This window comes from Porphyromonas uenonis DSM 23387 = JCM 13868 (assembly GCF_000482365.1).
Lineage (GTDB): Bacteria > Bacteroidota > Bacteroidia > Bacteroidales > Porphyromonadaceae > Porphyromonas > Porphyromonas uenonis.
The window spans coordinates 161,291-181,022 of record NZ_KI535308.1; the positions used below are offsets into that span (position 1 = coordinate 161,291).

Here is a 19,732-nt window from a genome sequence, read left to right on the forward strand (position 1 = left end):
CGGGCTACAGATTAGTATGCTGTGGCGTTACTGCTGCGTGAGGCTGATGCGGAGGGCGACGCCAAAGGAGGTATTGTTCACGGGGAAGGAGGCGGTGCTCACGAGCGGGTGATTCATATTCCAGTCGAAGTAGCCTCGTATGGTGAGCATACGGCTGAGTGCGTAGTCGGCACTGAGCTTGATGACGTGCGCCACATTGCCATTGGTCGCCTGTGTGAAGGCTTCCTGTATCTTGCGAATGAGCATCGAGGAGTGATTGTACGAGTACTCGCAGCGCAGGGTCATAGCACCGCCCGAGGCAAAGAGCGGATTCTCCTTTTTACCGCCCTGCGCCTGTGCTCCCGTGCGCTGAGGTGCCCGACGCTTGATGCCGATGAGCTTGCTGAAGTCATCGATCTTGTAATTGATCCCGACGGAGATTTCGTTGCGGCTGTTTTCGATGACCTGGAAGGAGGTGAGGTTGAGCATCAGGTCTCGCGACTTATTCCAGCGAGCGTTGAGGCCCAATCCACTTTGCAAGGTCATCTCTACGCCAATGAGCGGTGCAAAGGACTCACGAATGGAGACCTGCGTGATGTCGTAAGGCGAGGAGGCGACACGACGCATACCATTTGCGCCACCCGAGGCACCGTCGGCGGGCATCTCTATGTAGCCCATGCGTAACTGCTGCTCAATCGGTTTCCAGGAGATGAAGGAGTTGTAGTTCGCCACACTATAACTATTGCGATAGGTGTGGGAAAGGGAGAAGTTGCGGAAGAGGTCTGCTAAGACGGGGATCTTAGTTAGCCCCGTGTAGGTGATGCTCCAGTTGGGGAGGGTGCGCCAGATCGAGTGGAATGGCGTCGCTCCGTCTAGACCACGAGCCGTATAGGCAGCGATGAAGGCGGGGATCAGTACGTCGGGACTGTTGGGACGCACCTCGGGAGCGTCTGCTCCAGCGATAGCGTTGTATTGGTTGGTCAGTCGCTGCACCATCTCCTGCTGGTAGCTGAGGAGATTGTCGAAGGTGGCAGTCTTGTAGCCATTGCTGGCATTAGCACTAGCGAAGAAGCCCTTGAGTCCAATGGTTCCAGCGGTAAAGGTACCGCTGTAAGTCTCGGGAGCACCCTCAAACATATACTGCGTCTGCACCGCTCTATTGGTGTGATAGTCCCAAGTGAGCGTCACTTTGAGGTCTTTGAGTGGCTCGAGGTTGAGACGTGCCGTGGCATCTTCGGAGAGGGAGTACATAGCGGGGTTGATGTTTTCCGCTTGCTTGAGGAGCCAGCCACGCTGTGCCGCCTCACGAACATAGTCATTGTCTGTAAAGCCAAAGGCAAAGGCAAGGCCTGGAGCCATCACACCCTGCATCGGGTAACCCTGCCCGCCCGCAGCCTTGATGTCGGGGAGGAAGCCGGGCAAGTGCAGCGACGAGGTGCGGGTATAGGTGAGCGAGATGTCACGCAGGAAGGTGAGCAAGGAGATACCCGCATCAATGTAAGGATAGATGCGCTCCATGCGCATCTCACGAGCTTTGTCGGCAGCGTAGACGTTGACCCGTATCGTGACGGAGTCGGTGCCTGTGACGGTGATGCTGTTGGGATTGACCACGGCATACTTGACGGGGTAGTTGTGTCCGAGCGAATCCTTAGCGGTCACCTCGGGCTTAGCACTGCCCAGCTGGTGGTTGATGGTAATCGTCGTGTCGGGGCGTAGGACCACCTCTTTGGTAAAGCGCAGAGGCGCAGGCTTCTTGCGCTGTGAGGCTGCGGGAGCTTTGTCCGTAGACTCCTCATCGGAGCGACTGGCACGAGCATCTCGGCGAGCGGCGGAGCGGTTGTTTCGGTTGTTGCTCTTGTTCTGTCGCTTCTCGTAATCTTTGTACCAGTCGAACTTACGGTAAAGTGTCTGGAAGAGGATGTTGACCCGTCCATCGAGCTTCATCTGGTTGCGCACCACGTTGCCCATGGAGGCTCCCTGCTGGGTCAAGGCTCCACGGTCCCAATTGTACGAAGCCATATAAGTGGCGGTGGCTGAGACGAAGTCCATAAAGGGAATGAGGGCGAGCGGGAGCGTGTAGGTGGCATTGGCAGTCTGGTTGTACTGCATCGGGAGCCCCCAGCTACGTATGCTCTGCCAGACGGAGTCGCGCCATAGCGTGTAGTCGTCGGGAGCTAGCTCACGATTGACCTGTACGTGTGGCTCTACGATGCGTGCGTTGGTGCCCGAGTTAAAGGAGAGCTTGAGATTGGTCGTGGGGTTCCAGACAACGTTTGCGGCACGCTGCCAGACGAAGTTCTGCACGAAGGTGGCTGGTAGCGACCAGTCAGCCATAGCCCCTCCGCCAGGCATGAGGTTGCGCACCTGATGCTCGCTGTAGTTGCGCAGGATGGAGCTGTTGAAAGCAATCCGTGAGGGGAGGTAGTTGATCTGATAACCTCTCAGCGTCGAGGTGACCGTGCGGATCGCTTCGGAGGCGTTCTTCCCTTGCTGTAGCTTGTCAAAAGGCTTCCACGGAGCCACCACAGGCGTATACTGATACTGCGCCGTAGCTTGCCACGTACGATTGCGGTCGTAGACAATCTCGGGGCTGTTCTTCTCGTCCCAAGACATCGAGTAGCCGAGCGTAAAGTTGGCTGGGTCATACGGCATCGGAGTCTTGCTCTGTATGTTGACCCCCACATTGGAGAGCGACAGCGCATGAGCCTGGGTACGTGTCAGCGTCATCGTCTTGATGGAGTCACGGACCGACTCGTTGGCGGCATTGTCGAGTGCCTCCGTGAGGAGGAGGTCTTGGTCTAGCGGGTTGTACTGCGGACGGATCACTTCGTCTTGGTAGCTGTAGTAGAGCGGTATGCGCACCTTTGCTTTCTCGGGGAAGAACTTACCCAGCTCCACCTGCGTCGAGAGGTTGAGGAAGCCGGTATCCTCTAGCTGTCTCTGCGCAAGCGACTGATCGAGTGCGCCAAAGCCCGCGGTGCGGTAAGAGCCTCGTGCGCTAAACGAACCTAGATCGCTCAGCTGCACCTGCAGATCGGCATTGGTCGCCCAGCCGCCCTGCTCTTGGTACTCGCTCAGGCGTAGCTCATTGACCCAGATCTCGGCACTCTTGATCTGGCCAGCGCTGTTTCGCACACCGATCATGATGGTCTTGACATTGCTCAGCGAGGGATTACCCATCACAGTGACGGTGTTGCGTGGACGCTCAGCGTCGGGCACCGAATAAGGCGTATAGAGGTCGGTCTCGCCATTAGCCTGCGCAGCGTTGCGTCGCATCTTGAGCCCCGTGAGGAGGTCAAAGCGGAAGTCTACCTTGTTGTCCCGTGGCCAAACCATCTCTCTATCCTTAGCATTGTCACTGTAAGTGCCGAAGGGAGTCAGCTCGAGAGGGACGCTGTACTCGTAATAGTTGTTTGTGTAGTCAGAGCCTAAGCGGAGGAAAGCGGTCATCTCGCCATTGCCCGTGGGCGTTCCCTCCTCGGGGAGCTCCTCGGCATGGACAAATAGCTCGATGCGCTTGTAGCGACGTAGGTCTAGCCCCGTATTCTTGTAGACAGCTCGGGCATCGCCTGGAGCTAGTCGCTTGATGCGTAGGCTGAGTGCCTGCTCGTTCTGACGAATGGCTTGCGCCTGACTGGGGCTGACGCTACGAGAGACGCCCGGCGGAAGGATATAGTTGATCGGCTTGCGGTCACCGTTCTCCTCGATGTTGACCGTATTGACCTCCATCGTGCCATTAGATATAGGCGTGACGGCAGGAGCGTGTAGCGGGCGGTCATACTGTCGCCACTCGCCACGCACCATCTTGAAGGTACCGAAGCGCAAGACCACAGGCTTGTCCCACTGCGTCAGGTAAAGGCGCATGAAGCGAATACTCTTGAGGTCGGCTATGCCCCCTACCCTGCGGGTCGGCTCTCGTACGGGGATCTTGAACTGATACCACTTGACCGTCTCTTGCTTGCCGTTGGCCAGCTTCACATTGACCGAGCGCTCGTCAACGATGTAGTTGCGCCCCACCTGCATCTCGGCAGGCGAGAGCGCTATCTCGTACTCGAAGTAACGCTCCTGCTCGTTGAGCGTGTTGTCTTGGTTGATGTCCTCCACATCCGGCACGACACGGCTCGCCACGCTGTAGGAGCCAGTCTCATTGGTTGCCTCAGCACTATTGCCCTCGACTCCGTTGTAGTACTTGTATCGCTCGAGGATAGAAGCCTGTAGCTGGTCATATCGCTCATCACGGTAGTGGCGGAAGCCATCACCCGCCGGATCATTCAGCGGACTCATCGGATCGCCCTGCCACTGCTCGAGCACTTCGCCCGACACCTTGCCACGGATTGCAGAGAGATAGTTGGCATAAGCCGGGAAAGCCTTCTCCTGATCAGAGCTTAGTCCATTGAAGCCCACATCCTGCTTGCTACGCGCCCCAGCAGCATTGTCAAAGGAGTAGCCGGCCGTCTGACGAATAGGCACGCGCCCCCAGACCGTCTCAATGGTTGCCGAGGGGTCATCATTGAGCGGCATACCATTCTCAAAGAACTTCTTCTCATCCTTCAGCACCTCCTCCGACACTTCGCCCAGGTTGAAGAAGAGTTTGCCACTCGTCGGTGCCGTCTCAGGATAGATGAAGGGATCCATCATCCAGAACTCGATGTACTCAATATTGGCTGCCTCAAAGTCGCTTTGGTCTATCTTGCGCATCATACCGCCCCAGTTCTCCGTTGGGTTGGTGAGCTTGCCATCGCTACCGACCTGATCGCTGTTGAGGTTGTACGGACCACGCTCATTGGGATAGTAAGCAAGGCAGAGCGTCTGGAGGTAAGACTGCTGGGCAAAGTTCTCATCTCTATAGGGGAATAGCTCCGCCATGCGCACCTCTCGCGAGTAATGGTTCGAGAGCATGTCGGGATTGTTCCGCAGATAAGAGGGCGTCAGCGAAGAGCCAGCACGGTTCAGCATCGGGTCTATGTAAAACCAGTTGAGTAAAGCTCGCCGATTACCGTAGCGCAGATCATTGACCATTCGAGCCTCGGGGAAGAGATCGGCCGCTCCGTCCGCAGGGTCGTGCCACGGCGTAGAGCTCAGCATCCAGGCGTAGGGATTGAGCAAGTCAATGCTGCTCTGCGAAGTCTCAAAGTCGTCAATATAGCTATGCCCCTTGGTGTAGCGCCCCTCGTAGTGCCCTGGGATCAGGTGGGCAAACTCCATGTTGAGCGCAATCTCCGACGGCTTGGTCAAGTCCAGGAGCGGGATGTAGTCTAGGATACGCGTCAGCCACTGAGACTCGGTGCGCCATGAGAGATTGAGTCCCCAAAGGCTGTTTTGCATTGACTCACGTCCCATGGCAGGCTTGGCAGTCAGTGGCATCTCGCTGAGATACATAAAGGTACCGCCCAGCGTTAAGTTTGGCGTAAAGTGATAGTTCAGGTCCAGTCCCAGCACCGTCTTGCGCTGCAAGTTGAGGAAGCCCCTATTCTCCAGAGAGACATCGACACGCGTGCCACTGTTGAGGATTGCCTCGTTGAGGATTGTGACGGTACCCATGGCGTAGTTGACCGTATAGTCCACATTCTCCACGAGCGTCGCCCCACCAGCCGTCACACGCACCGACCCTGGGGTCACATTCATCGCCCCGAGCGAGATCTGCCCGCTATTTGCCGCTTGGTACTCGCCTCGCAAGATAAACTTATCGCGCTCGGCCACCTGCTGCGCTGCGACCATCGTCGTATCGTAGATCTCACGATAGACGTAGCGCTCGGCAATGGCGGGGTCGCCTATCTGCTCCGCCAAGTAACTACCAAAAGGCTCCGTAGAGGTAAAGATGACGAGCCCACGCTCCGCATCAACCGTATAGCCTGGGACAAAGTCAAAGACCCCATCAGGGTGTGGCTCATTGCGCGAATCCAGGCGGTCCATTCCTAGGACCCGTGTGAGGAGTTGCCCCGCCACCTTGCCCTCATTGATATAAGGTACAGCCGTGCCGGTGCTATCGTTGCGGTAGAAGACATCGAGCTTGAAGTTCTCCGCTTTGAGATTGTAGACGCTGCTCCCAAGGCTGTAGACGTTGCGCATCATAAACTGCCAGTAAGGAGCCGTCGGGGTCATCGATGCGCCCTTGAGCAGCTTGACAAAAAGGTTGTCCGCCGTGCGATCCGAGCGGTCCGAGCTAAACTCACCCACCTGATAGACCTTGCCCTGATAAGTGTACTCAAAGGCTACACCCACCACCTCATCCGGCTGGAGACGCACCTGCAGCGAGAGCGTACCGAGCTGGTCGTTGATGCGGTACTCATTGGCATTCAGACGGCGAGCACTCTCTATCTTCGCATAGTCGTCACCGCCACGTAGCTGCCCCTCTAGCACCTGGCTCACCTGATCCACCTGGCGCAGAGCTGGCTGTCCGAGTAGCCAACTGTAGAGCGAGTTCGCCTGATTGGCAGGCAGTCCCTGCGTCGATCCATTCGTCGTGACACCACGAGCCGCCACACGCTCCGCCTCACCCAGGTCGGTAAAAGCGACAATGTTGCGCGCCTCGTCGAAGTTGCCCCGCTTATTGGTCACCCACACCTCGATGCGGTTGATCTTAACGCCCGAAGAGATAAAAGGCAGCGTAGACATCGCCTTGTTGTAGTGGTCTCGGAAGTAGTGCCCTAGGTAAAAGTGCCTATTCTCGTCATACTGATTGGCCGAAAACTCAAAAGGTGTCGTCTGCGCTCCACGATCTGTCGAGACGCGCTTCGTCTCCGCCTCCTGCTGGCTCACGACAAAGTCCACATCGAGCTTGCCAAACTGCAGTTTGCTGTGAATACCGAAGAGCGACGCACCGCCCTGTATCAGCGAGTTCTTCGACTGTAGCGACACATTGCCCGCCTCTAGCACCTTGATTATGTCATCCTCCTCGCCCTCGTAGGCTAGCTTGAGCTTCTTACTGTCGAAGTCAAAGGTAGCCTGCGTATTGTAGTTTAGGTTAAAGTTGAGCTTCGTACCCACCGACGCCTGTACATTAGCCTGGATCTTCTGATCGAAGTCAAAGAAGGTATGTCTCCGTGAGCGAATCGGGATCGAGGGATTGTCCGTAGCATTGCTCTTGACACCCATCGACACCTCCGCAGAGCCTTGTGTCCGCACCCGTACGCCACCTGGGCCAAAGATTTTCTCCGCAGGGCCTAGCTCGAAGCCAAAGTCAAACGGGTTGAACCCCTTACCCTGCTGCTCCTTCTCATCTTGCTCTGCACGCTCCAGGAAGTAGCTCTGCACGCCATTGCGCTCCACATAGGCAATGTACTGCTCCAGCGTGTAGGGAATCGGTGTACCCACCTGCTTGCCGCCCACCTTGGTAACCAGTAGATAAAACCCCGTGGCGGGATTGTAGACGAATTCGTGCGTCACCACGCTCGGCGTGCGCAGATCCAGGGCCGACTCCTGCTCGAGCCACTCATACGACTCAGGCGCTGTCGGCTGCACAGGGTAGCGCAGACTATCCGGCTGTGCAGGACGCTCCGTAGCAGATACGGAGAGGGCTGGCATAGCGAGCAATCTCACCACACCTACCAATGCGCAGAGCAACGCCAGCCATGCACATAGTATCCTGCGCCTAGGGATCATCTAGTGTCTGTCTATAATTATAGAGTTAGTTATGTAACGTTCGGGCGCTCGTTTTGTTGTACCCAAGCCTCTAACCCTCTAATCTCTAAAGTCTAAAGTCTAACCTCTAAGATCAGAGCTGCGCCAGCGCCTGCTTGATCACTTGCTCGACAGGTGTGTCGGGCTTGACAGTCATAATCTGCTTCACCACCTTGCGCACATTGGCCTCCGCAAAGCCCAGCATCTTGAGCGCCGAGATCGCCTCCTCAGCCACCTCACGAGCAGCCCGCGAACCGATACCCGCCGTCACATCGTCACGATCCGTCAGCGTCTCAGGGAGCTTGCCCTTGAGATCCACAATGATGCGCTGTGCCGTCTTGAGTCCGATACCCTTGACCATCTTGAGGCGCTTGTCATCGCCACTCTCGATCACCTCCGCCAGCTCCAGCGGTGCCAGACTAGATAGGATCACCCGAGCCGTAGCGGGCCCCACACCAGACACGGTGATCAACTTCGCAAAGAGCGCCTGCTCCTCCCTCGTGTAGAAGCCGTACAGGTCACACACCTCTCCCTGACGCATCACCTCCGTGATCCAGAGCCGCACAGGAGCCTCACGCTCCAGCCCATGCAGCGTATCATAAGTAGAGAGCGATATATTGACATCGTAGCCCACCCCGCTACAGTCCACATAGGCATTGGTCGGTGTGAGCGTATCTATCGTGCCACGCAAGTATGCAATCATAATCTTAGTATCTAGGTAAATCACCGCAAAGTTAGTGGTAATTGGCCAAAGGGTACGAAGCTATCAGAGTTTCATCGGGAAGAAACTTCAGTTTCATGCCCATGAAAATCCAGTTTCGTCGAAGGAAATCGGAAATCTCCACCGAGGAGCGAACAAATTCTTCGGAACTTTGATTTGCTTCTTCCGAAGTTTCATTTCATTCTTCCGAACTTTTATTTCGCGCCTCCCTGGAGAATGTTCGTTTTCCAGCCAGCTATCTGCAGATTCCTCCGTGGAGGCGATCGCGAGCTCAAGTTTCCAAAAGCTTTCCACCATTGGAAACATCCAGGCTCTGGGAAGGGGCGCTACGCCTGTACCGACGAACATATAGAATAAGGGAGGAGATACACCAATACGGTATCTCCTCCCTCGCATTGTAGAGACTACTATGAGAGCAGTCTCAGAGGCTTAGACGGTAAGGTACCCGTCTGGCATCATTACTCTTTGATCAGTAGCTGTGAGTGACTACCTACTCGTAGCAGGTAGGTGCCATGGCTGAGCGCGTCTGTGTAGAGGACGGTCTCAGTCTGCTCTAGAGTCATCTGCAGGACGACCTCTCCCTGCGTAGAGGTTAGGTAGGCTGTCTGACCGATACACTCTGCTGGTATCGTGATGACGATACGCTCTGCAAAGGGGTTAGGATAGACAGCTAGCTCTGCCTCAGAGATCTGAGAGATAGCATTCACCTTGCGGAAGGTAGCCTCGACCTTGAGGTCCTGGTCGCCCAATGTGACGATGAGCTTATTGCCCTCGATCTTCGTATCGGCACCAGCGACGGCAGGCTTGCCATTGACCATCCAGTGGTCTAGCTCATAGTCCTCCTTAGGCGTAGCGGTAAAGGTGATGACTGCACCCTGCTCTACCTGATCCTTGCTCTGGATAGCCTTAGCCTCGGCACCAACCGTTGCAGCGATAGTACCACCCTCACCAGCGGTAAAGGTAACGGCATGCTTGACGATGAGCTTCTTGAAGGTAGCCTCGACCTTGAGGTCCTGGTCGCCTAGAGTGACGATGAGCTTATTGCCCTCGATCTTCGTATCGGCACCAGCGACGGCAGGCTTGCCATCGACCATCCAGTGGTCTAGCTCATAGCCCTCCTTAGGCGTAGCGGTAAAGGTAATAACAGCACCCTGCTCTACCTGATCCTTGCTCTCGATAGCCTTAGCCTCGGTACCAACCGTTGCTGCGATAGTACCACCCTCACCAGCGGTAAAGGTGACGGCATGCTGAGGCTTCTGAGGAGCCTTATAGACGGCCTTAACCTCTGTATCTTCGTTGATCACAAGCTCGCGTAGGCGGAGCGGACTGTATTTGTCGCAGGCCTTTTTCGTATTGTTGACGAGCCAATGCTCCAGCGTGTAGCCCTCAGTGAGTGTCACGACAAAAGTCACTTCGGTACCTGCAGGCACCTGCTCGCCAGAGTTGATGTAAACATCCTTGTAGCCGTTGAACCCTTCGTCCTTGAGGTAAGAGGCAGTCATCTTGCCACCCTCACTGACAGCATCAAAGGTTACGGTACATAGCTTTGCCTTGTTGCATACCACGGCGACAGTCATATCTTCCTTTGCCGTAACGGTCAGCATCTCGGGCTTGACAGTAGAAGTCTTGGTACCGTTGTATGTCCAGTGATCAATGGTGTAGCCCTCCTTAGGAGTAGCTAGGAAGGTGATCATATATCCCTCCTCTACCTTATCTCCAGGCTTGACATTGGTACGTCCAGAGGCTTGCGTGTCATAATAAGCGACGAGCGTACCCCACTCATTCTCATTGGTATAGTTGATCGTGCAGAGCTTAGCAGGCTTGTCCTCCTTAAAGGTTACATGTACCTTGAGAGCTTCACGAACAGAGCGAGTGAGTTCTGGCTTACCAGCGAAGAATTGCTGAGTCTGATCATTGACAGTCCACTGATCAACAAGGTAGCCACTCTCTGGCTTTGCGGTGAATGTGACTCGGCTGTACTGAACGATGGCATCACCACTCGTAATGGTCTTCTGAGCCGACCCCTCAGCTACAGTAGCTACGATAGTACCACCCTCACCAGCGGTGAAGACAACAGGGAAGGTTACTGGAAGCTTCTTGAAGGAGACCTCCACCTTGAGAGGCTTATTGCCAAGACGCTCCTGTATCTCCTTCTTGCCAGCATAGCGCGTGACGACCTCATCATCTATACGCCACTGATCAACCTCATACCCCTCATCGGGAGTAGCGGTAAATATAATGTACGAGCCCTCGTCAAGCTTAGATCCAGAGTCAAAGGCGGTGCCTAGCAGAGTACCTTGGATGGTACCACCAGTGCTAGCAGTATACGTTACGGTCTGCTTGGGCTTAGTAGCAAAGGTGATGCGGATCTTGCTATTATCACTGATCTTGATGGTTTGGCTAGTTTTGCCCTTGGAGGCGTCAATAGGATTATCATTGAGATACCAAAGGTCTACGACATAGCCCGCCTTTGGCTCGACCTCAATGTCAACCTCGGAGTCCTTGGGTAGCTTCTCGCCACTCTGAAAGTCTACGTAGTTGTAAGTAGTACGATCATAGTATGTGGCACTCTTGATAGTACCACCCTCCTCTGCGACATACTCGACCGTGTAAAGCTCTATGTCCTTGAGGAAGGAGACCTCGACATTGAGTGGCTTGTCAGCTTTTTGGGTGATGGTGTTCTTACCCTTGCCCCTTGTATATAGCTCACCATTGATCTTCCACTGATCTGTCTTGTAGCCGTTCATAGGCTTAGCGTTGAACCGTAGAGCGACACCGTCATCGACAGTGCTACCAGACTGCACCTCTGGACCAGTAGACAGGAAGCACTGGAGCGTACCCCCCTCGCCAGCTGTAAGCGTAATCTTGTGCCCTGCTGGAGTGGTCTGCTTGAAGACGGCACCGATGTTGTCGTCTTCTTCTGCAGTAAGCTTACAGGTGTGCTCGTCGACAACCATCAGATAGGGACTTCCTTTCTCTCCATTGAGGGTCCAATAGTCAAATTCGTAACCCGCTTTTGGGGTAGCAGTGAAGTAAGCCATCTTACCCATGGGGACTTTATCTCCCGAGTGGAAGGCTTTGTGATTGAAGTTGTCATCCTCGTAATAGGCAGTAATGGTGCCCTCGGGAGTGTCCTCTTGGAATGTAAAGACGACCCCCTCAAAGCTCTGTCCTGAAGACTCAAAGTCTACCTTGATCTCAGTATTGCCACGAACTATTACGGACACACTCTCCCTTCCCTTAGAGCCTTCTATTGCGACACCATCTTGGTACCACTGCCCTATGGTATAGCCCGAGTTTGGCACGGCTGTAGCCTTGAGTGTTGTGAGTTTAGGAACCCGATCGCCATCATTGATGTAGGTCTCCTCCTCATCTCCTGTGAATGGATTACGCTCAAGATAGTATGCACTGAGCATGCCTCCATCAGACGTAGAGGGTGTGAGTCTAACGGTGCATTCATCTGTAGCTGTCTCAGGCTCCTTCATCACGATGACGACATCGATGTCCTCTCCGGGCATCTCCATCTCCATTATCTTGGCACCTCCATAGGCCTCGGGCTCATGCTGGGTGAGCTCACCATTGACCATCCAGTGGTCGATCTCATAGCCAGCCTCGACAGTTGCCGTAAAGGTGAGCTGTACGCCCGCAGGAATCTTGCGTCCTGAGGTCACTACCACCTTGCCCTCTGGGGGGAAGTAGGTAACACATCTTAGGTCAGAGACACCCTTGGGTAGGGTGTAGCGGACGGCATAAGTCGCTCCGCTAGACTGACCGCTTGCCTTATTGCCCCATCCTCCCATGAGGAGCAGCAGGGCAAAGACAATCGGGTAAAGTATTCGTTTTGTCATAGATTGTATTTGTTGAAATGTAAGTTATGATATAGCTGTCTATAGTCTCTCATCGTATCAGTAGATATCGCTGATTGCCATAGACTAGTAATGCCTTATGGAGTGGCGTGTGTATCTCAAGCATTTGATCAGCAAGACCTCTATATATCAGTGCCCCCTCAAGTGAGAAGACGGAGAGGATAGCCGTACCATCTAGATGCTGTGGAGCAATGACCCATCCACTCTCTATCGGGTACCAAGTCAAGGCATCCACTGATGGAGTGGCACACTCTTGAAGAGCTGTGATGACAGTGACGCCACCACCCTCCTTCCAGCCATTGACGGTCCACTGCTTCTGCTCGGCCTGCTTGATCTGCTCTGGCGTCAGCTCGTTGTGCTCCTCTAGAGATGGCTGACCATCTCTGGTGACATAGAGGACGTTGAAGATTTTGCCTCGTATCTTGAACGATGGAGCGATGTCGTTTAGTCCATCGATGAGTTGCTGCATAGCTTGACGCTTGATCTGATTTCTAAAGACCGAAAGCGTCTCCAGCTTGTGGAGGTGACTACAGTCCACGCTTGTGAGCTGATTAGACGCTAGGTATAGTTCCTGCAGATTGTCACAACCTGTAAGGTCTATCGTAGAGAGCTTGTTCTCGCTCAGAGATAGGACCTTTAGTTGTTGCAGCCCTGACACAGCAACGCTCTGATAAGCATTGGTGACTAGAAATAGCTTCTCCAGAGCCGTGTAGGGACGCAGGTCTATATCTCCAGAGAGCTTATTATTGGAGAGATCTAGATTTTTGAGTGTCTTGCCTTTAGGCAGTATAATCTCCGATAGGTCGTTGTCTCGAACCCATAGTAGCTCTATCGAGTGAGCCTCGGAGGCATCTACCTTAGAAACATGTGCTTGGTCATTGATCCGCAGCTCTGTAATCTGCCGACCATAGAGTGTGAAGGTCTGCTTACTGACGACCCTAATCTGATGCTTACGTCCTGTGCTTGCGTCAATCTCTTCACCTGGGTCATAGCTATCGTTGCCATTGAGATCAACCCAGCAATCCTCGCCTTTAGGGAAGAATGAGAGTAGCGTGGGATCCTCGGAGCTGACAGTTATGGCAATGCGCTCTGCATGCTCTCCGAGCTTTTGGTCAGGCTCCCCCTCATAGTTAGCTGTCTGACCATTGTAGACGGACCAGCCTTTGGAGCGTGCAGTGGTGACCATACTCTTGGAGATGTGATTAGCCTCATCGGGAGCAGTAGTATCGACTGCGTACAACTTACACTTAGTCTCTGAGGTCGCCTTGGTAGGTAGCTGTGAGACTAGCTCTCGCATTGCTATGAGATCTATCTTATTGACTTCGACATGTAGCTCTTGAAGCGACTTAAGGGCTAGCGGGTTAAAGGAGGTAAAACTATTGTTGCTAAGCCAAAGCTCCCGCAGATCGTGATAGGCGGGTAGCTCTATCGAAGAGATTTGATTGAAAGCTAGTGTAAGCTTGTTCATTGGGGCTCGCGATGGTAGCAGGAGGCTTCTCAGGTAGTTGTGACTTAGGTCTAGCTCTTTGAGCTGTTGCTGTGCAGATAGGTCAACAAACTCCAGCAGGTTATGACTAAGATCTAAAGACTCTATATGAGGAGCCTGAGCAAGATCGACACCCTTTAGCTGACCATTGGGGATACGCACCTCTGTTATGTCAGATCCGTAGATGGTTACGATGTTTCGCTCCGAGAGAGTGATGCGATTATGTCCCACCTGGAGACTCTCACCAGGGTCACAGAGATTGTTACCATTGAGATCTATAAAGAGATTGCTCCCCTTCAAGTCAAGAGAGAGCTCTCCCCCAGGTTGCTGCTGAGTCGTAATAATAAATCCTTCCTTGGTCGGGTCAATCGTTGGGTCACTAGAGCCTGCGTAGAGTTGCTCTACACCACCGTGATAGTCATAGACATCCCATCCTAGACTATTCGCCAGGGAGACAACACTCTTAGAGCAGACATTTGCTTCTCGAGGCGTTATACCCTGCGTATTGATAGCTATGAGACGCTTCTCCTCTCTAGACTTATCATCTGCAGGAAGCGTAGACACGAGTTGCTTCATGCGCTCTAGCGAGAATTTGTTTTGGTAGATCCGAAGCTCCTTGAGGCGTGTCGGATTGACATGTAGGGTAAGCTCGCGAAGCTCATTACAAGAGAGATCTACGCTCTCTAGCAGAGCACCTCGAGAGAGATCTATAGCAGTAAGCCCACAACGAGAGGCGTAGAGCCCCGTCACGGTAGCGAGTGCACGGATTGACAGCTCCTTTAGATTCGGATTGTTGGATACACTAACGACCTTGAGATTGGTACAAGCCATCGGGATATTTAGCTCCGTCAGCTCATTGTCATCTAGATGAATGGAGGAAAGCGATATGGCTCCCTTGAGTATCGGGTTCTGGAGAGCGCATCGATCAGCTTCGAGCCACGATAATCTATTGCAATCTGAGAGGAGGAGACTGTGAAGCTTAGGACTATCCGAGGCGTATAGATGGGTGAGCGAATAGCAAGCTGTCGCATTGATAACTTCTAGCATCGTCTCTCTCAGATTGACCTCAGCAATGCTTGGACAAGACTGGAGACTAAGCTCACCAACGATGGGGTTTCCTCTCAGGTTTAGCTTAATGAGTGAGTGCGCTGCGGTCAGATCTATGGCTTCGATTTGATCTGGAGTCTCACTGTTTTGTAGTATCAACTCTGTTATCGTCTTGCCATAGATTGTCAAGGGGAGATGGTTGTTTTGCAATGCTTTGACCATCTTCTTACCTGACTGGACAGCTTCGCCAGAGTCAAGAGTTCTATTGCCATTTAAGTCAATCCACAGTTGTTCACCAGAGATATAGCCAGTGAGCTCGCTATACTGTCCCGTGGGAGTTATAGTTATGGACTCCGCAGTGCTCTGAGCTGTGGCGCAGGTTGCTATGCCAAGAGAGGCAAGGAAGAATAAATGCTTGAGAATATTCATAAGAGGAATTAGATATGGTAAGTCAAGGAGAGGAAGAGTCCGTAGGAGCGTGCCTGCTCCCCGATTAGCTCTGGATGGCTAAATATACCCGAGGTAGTAGTCGGCCTACCCTCGTAGAGAGGTCGTCTTGTGCTTAGTCGACTAGGAGCGTAGAAGGCATCCACGCTTATGGTCATCGCTTGGCTACGTGGCAGTGAGATGGATAGCTGACTGTGCCATCTAAGCTCTAGACCAGACTTGAGCTTACTCAGTAGAGGCAGGTAAGCCAGCTGGTAGTCGAGCTGATCCTTGTAGCCACGCTCCACGACATAGGTCGATGAGAGCGGTAAACGATACGCCACGGAGAGAGCCGTGTAGAGACGATCGCTGTACCGATAGTCACAACCCGCCCAGGGTCTCACGACACTATAGTCTATGTGATTAGAACTTCCCTTGTAAAGCTCCTGATGATAGTGATAGCCCCCGCCGAGGGAGAGAGCTAGCTGATGCCTAGAGGAGAGAGGGATCTGGTAACGTCCTCTGAGCTGAGCGTCGTAGTCTGCCTGCCGATAGGTCTGTCGCTGACCGATCTGGCGTAGATCTGTGATGGTGAGATGCTCTTGGTCTGGCTGATGGGTCGCATAGATATACTCGGTACCTAGACGATGTAGTATGCTACTCTCTAGAGCCAAAGTACATCTCCCCCACCCTGCACTACTGAGCAGTCTCACATTATTGTTAAGGAGTCCGAAGAGCCCAGCAGCGGACGACTCTTCCGTCCGCATCTTGTAGAGTTGGTCAGAGAGTAAGAGCGTATAGTGAGGAGCTCCGAGCTCTCGCTGTCTACTCCTTAATAGTAAGTCTACTGCCACACCACCCATATAGTGCATACGAGAGGTGCCAAAGAAGATTTTAGTATTCTGCACATCCACCATTCCAAAGCCGTACGTTAGCGGGAACTTGTCCTGCTGTGAGGGTCTCCAGAGCCATAAGTTCATATACTTACGATGATAGAGCGCATGTAGCGTAGCCGATAGATCTAGCGAGCTAAAGTGATGCTTGTAACCTAGGGTCGCTTGTAGAGTACCAGTCGTATTGTAGACACGAGGGTCTTCGTACTTATAGGCTATCTCCCCAGCGAAGTGTAGCCCAGCGCCCAGCTCTGAGGCACCTCGTCTGAGCGCATAGAGAGCGCCTGCGATATAATGCTCGTAGCGATAGGCACCGCCAGAAGTGTCAGCGACAAGGTATGGTAGGTAGTACTCAGGCTGTCGTATGGCTGAGTAACCTATCGCGCCCTGATAGCCTAAGCCTACGGAGACATAGCCACTGAGACGACCTCGATGCTTAAAGTTTGCCACACCCATCGCCAGTAGCTCTCCAGCCGTCTCCGTAGCTCCCTCGTAAGGAGCTCTGACCCCGTCCTGAGAGAGGTAGTTACTCCGTAGTCCCACGAGAGCATAGGTCGTGTCTTGCGGTATCTCCATTGGGATTGTGTAGCGTACCTTAGCAAGCTTATCCTCAACTCGTGGTGTGATCTCCTCATAGTACCTCTGGAGCGCAGAGCTATAGACCTCTCCCTGCCCTATGATAAAGGGGGAAGCGAGCGTCTGCGCCTTTGCTACCGCTACATAGCCGAGCAGTAGTAAGCAAAGGGCGAAGCTACGGATAGATAGAGAGGCGTGGGTCAAGGCGTGTAGATACATAGTGTGCTAAAACTTTACGGAGGTCTCTAGTCCAAAGTAAGGTACGACCCACTCACGAGCCGTCGTCTTATCTTTCTGCAGATACTTCGGAGAAATGTCTATAATGTTGTCGATAAAGAATGAGAGCCGGATGTGCTCGCCTAGTTGCTTCGTACCCTTGAAGCTCATACGCACAGATATCGGCTTTATATTCGCCCGATAGTAGAGTTCATCGAGAGATCTATTGAGGTAGCGCATCGGAGAGGAGAGGTCATTCATCTGTGCGATCTCCTTCTCACCGACAGGTAGCTTGCGACCATTCAGATCCATCAGTTCATAGGGATAAGGGCTCTGCTCACGCCCATAATAAGACTTGCTAAACCATATCACCTGAAAGAAGTTGGTTAGTATCACCCCCCACTCGGGAATGTGCGTTGTAGCCCATAGATTGGTATTGACACGGTGGTAGTGACGATGATCCCCCTTGCCGTAGATACCTACGTAAGGGTACTTAACGTCGAACTCAATAATCTCTGGACGGTACATAACGGGTATGGCAGAGGCGTATAGCGTGTGGTAGTAAGCTCCATTGAGCTCAAACTGCGTGCGGATAGCCTTAAAGTAAGGAGTCCGCAGACGGTACTCGATGCCACGCTTCACCGTTCGCTCAGAGTTTTGCACCGTTGAGAGCGAGGTAAAGTCTTGGTAAAGGTCCTCATAGAAGTCCTCCTTGACAGGTCTCTTACCCGCAGGGAGCGAGCCTCCGATAGGACGGCGGTAGGTAGGATAAGTGATCGGATAATAGGCTGGAGCGTAGGCGTATCCGCTATTCATATCCTCCTGAAAGAGCGTCACAGCGAGCGTATAGCGCTGATAAGAGAGATCTATGCCGATCTCCTTCTTCTCATTACTCATAGCCCTTAGATTAGGGTTGGAGGGGTCGTGCTTGATCGCGTAAGTCATCAAGTGGTCTCTCTTAGGGTCGCTGTAGTAGGCGTTAAGAGCGGAGAAGTATCGGTAGACGTTGTCTGGATATAGATAGTCTAGCGTGGGTAGCTTATGAGCCACACCATATCCTAGGCGCACAGCCGTGGCAAAGCCCGAGGGTGCCGTATAGGTCCACGAGAGCTTGATGCGTGGGTCGAGTAGTATCTCGTGCGCTAGACGATAGTTGTGCGGTAGATTGAGCATCTGCGTGGCACGTAGTCCCACGTTGCCATCTATGCGGTGACTACCTAATGAGACGAAGAGCCGATCCTCTAGGAAGGCTGCTATACTCGAGAGCGCTGGGATGGCATAGTTAGGGCGAACCCATATAAACGTATTGTCACCAGGATAAGGAGGGCGGGAAGGATCTATGACGGCACCTCGTCCCCAGTTTTTAGCAATGGAGTAGTCGACACCATATAGTAGTGTCTGCTGTAGAGGAGCCAGCCAAGCCATAGGACTCTCACACGATAGTGTGGTCTGGAGCGCCAAGGGCTGATTATCCATCTTGTAGTAAGCGTAGTAAGAGGTGGGGAGGAACTCGCCCTCTTGCAGTCCCATCTCCCTACTGATAGGCATGACAGCGGGACCTCGCCCAGATAGATAGAGATACTTACGACTGAGGAGGTCATAGGTATAGTCCACCGTCGATCTCCACGACAAAGTCCTGAGCCACGAGAGCTGAGGCGACCAGCGAGCATTAGCCACCAGTGTTGTGCGGTAGTACTCTGTATTGTATCGCTCATCTTGCTGCTCTACCAGCTCGTCCGTGCGGCTGTTTTGTATAGAGGCGGTCTGGTGTAGCGTAGCGGTCACATCTAGCACACCTCCAGTATCTCCGAGGTCTCTATGATAGGCATAGGAGAGCTGCGCTGTAGCTCTTGTATAGCGCTCTAGGCGCTCTCTAGGATCACTTCGGTAGTCTACCACATCGCCGCCAATGTGTAGGCTGTTGTAACCCGTAGAGCCGAGAGCTATACCCTTGCCTATATAAGCTAACTTGAAGAGCGGGTCTACCTTAGCACGCCCCTCCCATGGCGTCACTCCACGCTTAGGGTGTAGCTTGATCGCTCCACTACTTAGATTACCCTCAGAGGCGGGGCTGATACCCTGCTCTACCTCGACACGGTCGTAGTGATTGGTCGAGAGCGTACGCAGATCTATCCCCGAGTTGAGCGAGCTACGCTTCGTGACCACCCGATCTGGCAGGTAGGTCGAGAAGCGACTCATACCGGTCAGCCCCTGCATCTGCACACGAGAGGCATCGTTGGTAATAGGAGCACCATCTATCATGATTGAGGTGCCGAGGGAGCTGTTATCGTCCTGTCCTACCTGACGATTGGTCACCCCCTTGAAGTCTCCTATGCCAGGCGTCGTGGTCACAGCGCCTGGGAGTAGGAGCAAGATATCTTTTATCGAGACGGGCTGTATGTTTTGCATAGCCTCCTGACCGATGACCACCTCGCTCTTGTCCTTGCGGTAGGCACCCAGCACCTCCACCTCAGGTAGCTCAATGCTCAGCCTACGTAGGGAGATGTCAACCTGCTCTAGCCCCTGGACCGATAGCGTGCGACTATACGATGCGAAGCCGACACAGCGCACCACCAGCGTGTAGGTACCGCCCTGTCGGAGAGGCAGGGTAAAGCGACCATCAGCATCACAGACTACGCCCTGATTGGTCTCGCTAATCCCTACTGTAGCCCATCCGATAGGAGCATGGTCCTTAGCATTGCGTACACGTCCTGTGATGCCGAATGCTGGCGGAGGAGTCGTATACGACATGGCTAGGCTGAGCTCGGGTAGGAGCAAGAGCCAAAGCGTGATGAGCGTCAGTAGCGTATGTCTGTGTAGCATAGCCATAGTGTGTGTGCGGTCAGTGAGGTAAGGTAGGGGGACGTATCTATGCACGCCCCCCTACGGTAGATAATTACGA

Annotated in this window: 6 protein-coding genes; all 6 read right to left on the reverse strand. The window is 53.5% G+C overall.

The annotated features are described in order from the left end of the window. Nucleotides 1-27 precede the first annotated feature (27 nt). Nucleotides 28-7,503 (reverse strand): T9SS outer membrane translocon Sov/SprA, encoded by a 7,476-nt coding sequence (sov, locus tag L215_RS0107260; protein WP_244869679.1) that lies wholly within the window; start codon nucleotides 7,501-7,503, stop codon nucleotides 28-30. Between the two features lie 190 nt (nucleotides 7,504-7,693). After that, nucleotides 7,694-8,302, reverse strand: a complete 609-nt coding sequence (gene ruvA, locus L215_RS0107265) for a Holliday junction branch migration protein RuvA (RefSeq protein WP_027451563.1) — start codon at nucleotides 8,300-8,302, stop codon at nucleotides 7,694-7,696. A gap of 476 nt (nucleotides 8,303-8,778) precedes the next feature. Beyond that, the gene (locus L215_RS0107275; protein ID WP_027451564.1) at nucleotides 8,779-12,168 is read right to left on the reverse strand and encodes an InlB B-repeat-containing protein; all 3,390 of its coding nucleotides are present in this window, start codon (nucleotides 12,166-12,168) and stop codon (nucleotides 8,779-8,781) included. A 49-nt stretch (nucleotides 12,169-12,217) separates the two neighbouring features. Beyond that, the gene (locus L215_RS0107280) at nucleotides 12,218-15,148 is read right to left on the reverse strand and encodes a leucine-rich repeat domain-containing protein (protein WP_025883643.1); all 2,931 of its coding nucleotides are present in this window, start codon (nucleotides 15,146-15,148) and stop codon (nucleotides 12,218-12,220) included. 8 nt (nucleotides 15,149-15,156) lie between these two features. Further along, entirely contained in the window at nucleotides 15,157-16,833 is a 1,677-nt protein-coding gene (locus tag L215_RS0107285; protein WP_025883642.1) for a DUF6850 family outer membrane beta-barrel protein, read from the reverse strand. Between the two features lie 6 nt (nucleotides 16,834-16,839). Further along, nucleotides 16,840-19,659, reverse strand: coding sequence for a TonB-dependent receptor (locus L215_RS0107290; protein ID WP_027451565.1), 2,820 nt, complete (start codon nucleotides 19,657-19,659; stop codon nucleotides 16,840-16,842). Nucleotides 19,660-19,732 lie beyond the last annotated feature (73 nt).

Bases quoted from the DNA above. Each gene is read 5' to 3' on its own strand.
- sov (WP_244869679.1), bottom strand. From the start codon at position 7,503: ATGCCAGCCCTCTCCGTATCTGCTACGGAGCGTCCTGCACAGCCGGAT.
- ruvA (WP_027451563.1), bottom strand. From the start codon at position 8,302: ATGATTGCATACTTGCGTGGCACGATAGATACGCTCACACCGACCAAT.
- L215_RS0107275 (WP_027451564.1), bottom strand. From the start codon at position 12,168: ATGACAAAACGAATACTTTACCCGATTGTCTTTGCCCTGCTGCTCCTC.
- L215_RS0107280 (WP_025883643.1), bottom strand. From the start codon at position 15,148: ATGAATATTCTCAAGCATTTATTCTTCCTTGCCTCTCTTGGCATAGCA.
- L215_RS0107285 (WP_025883642.1), bottom strand. From the start codon at position 16,833: ATGTATCTACACGCCTTGACCCACGCCTCTCTATCTATCCGTAGCTTC.
- L215_RS0107290 (WP_027451565.1), bottom strand. From the start codon at position 19,659: ATGGCTATGCTACACAGACATACGCTACTGACGCTCATCACGCTTTGG.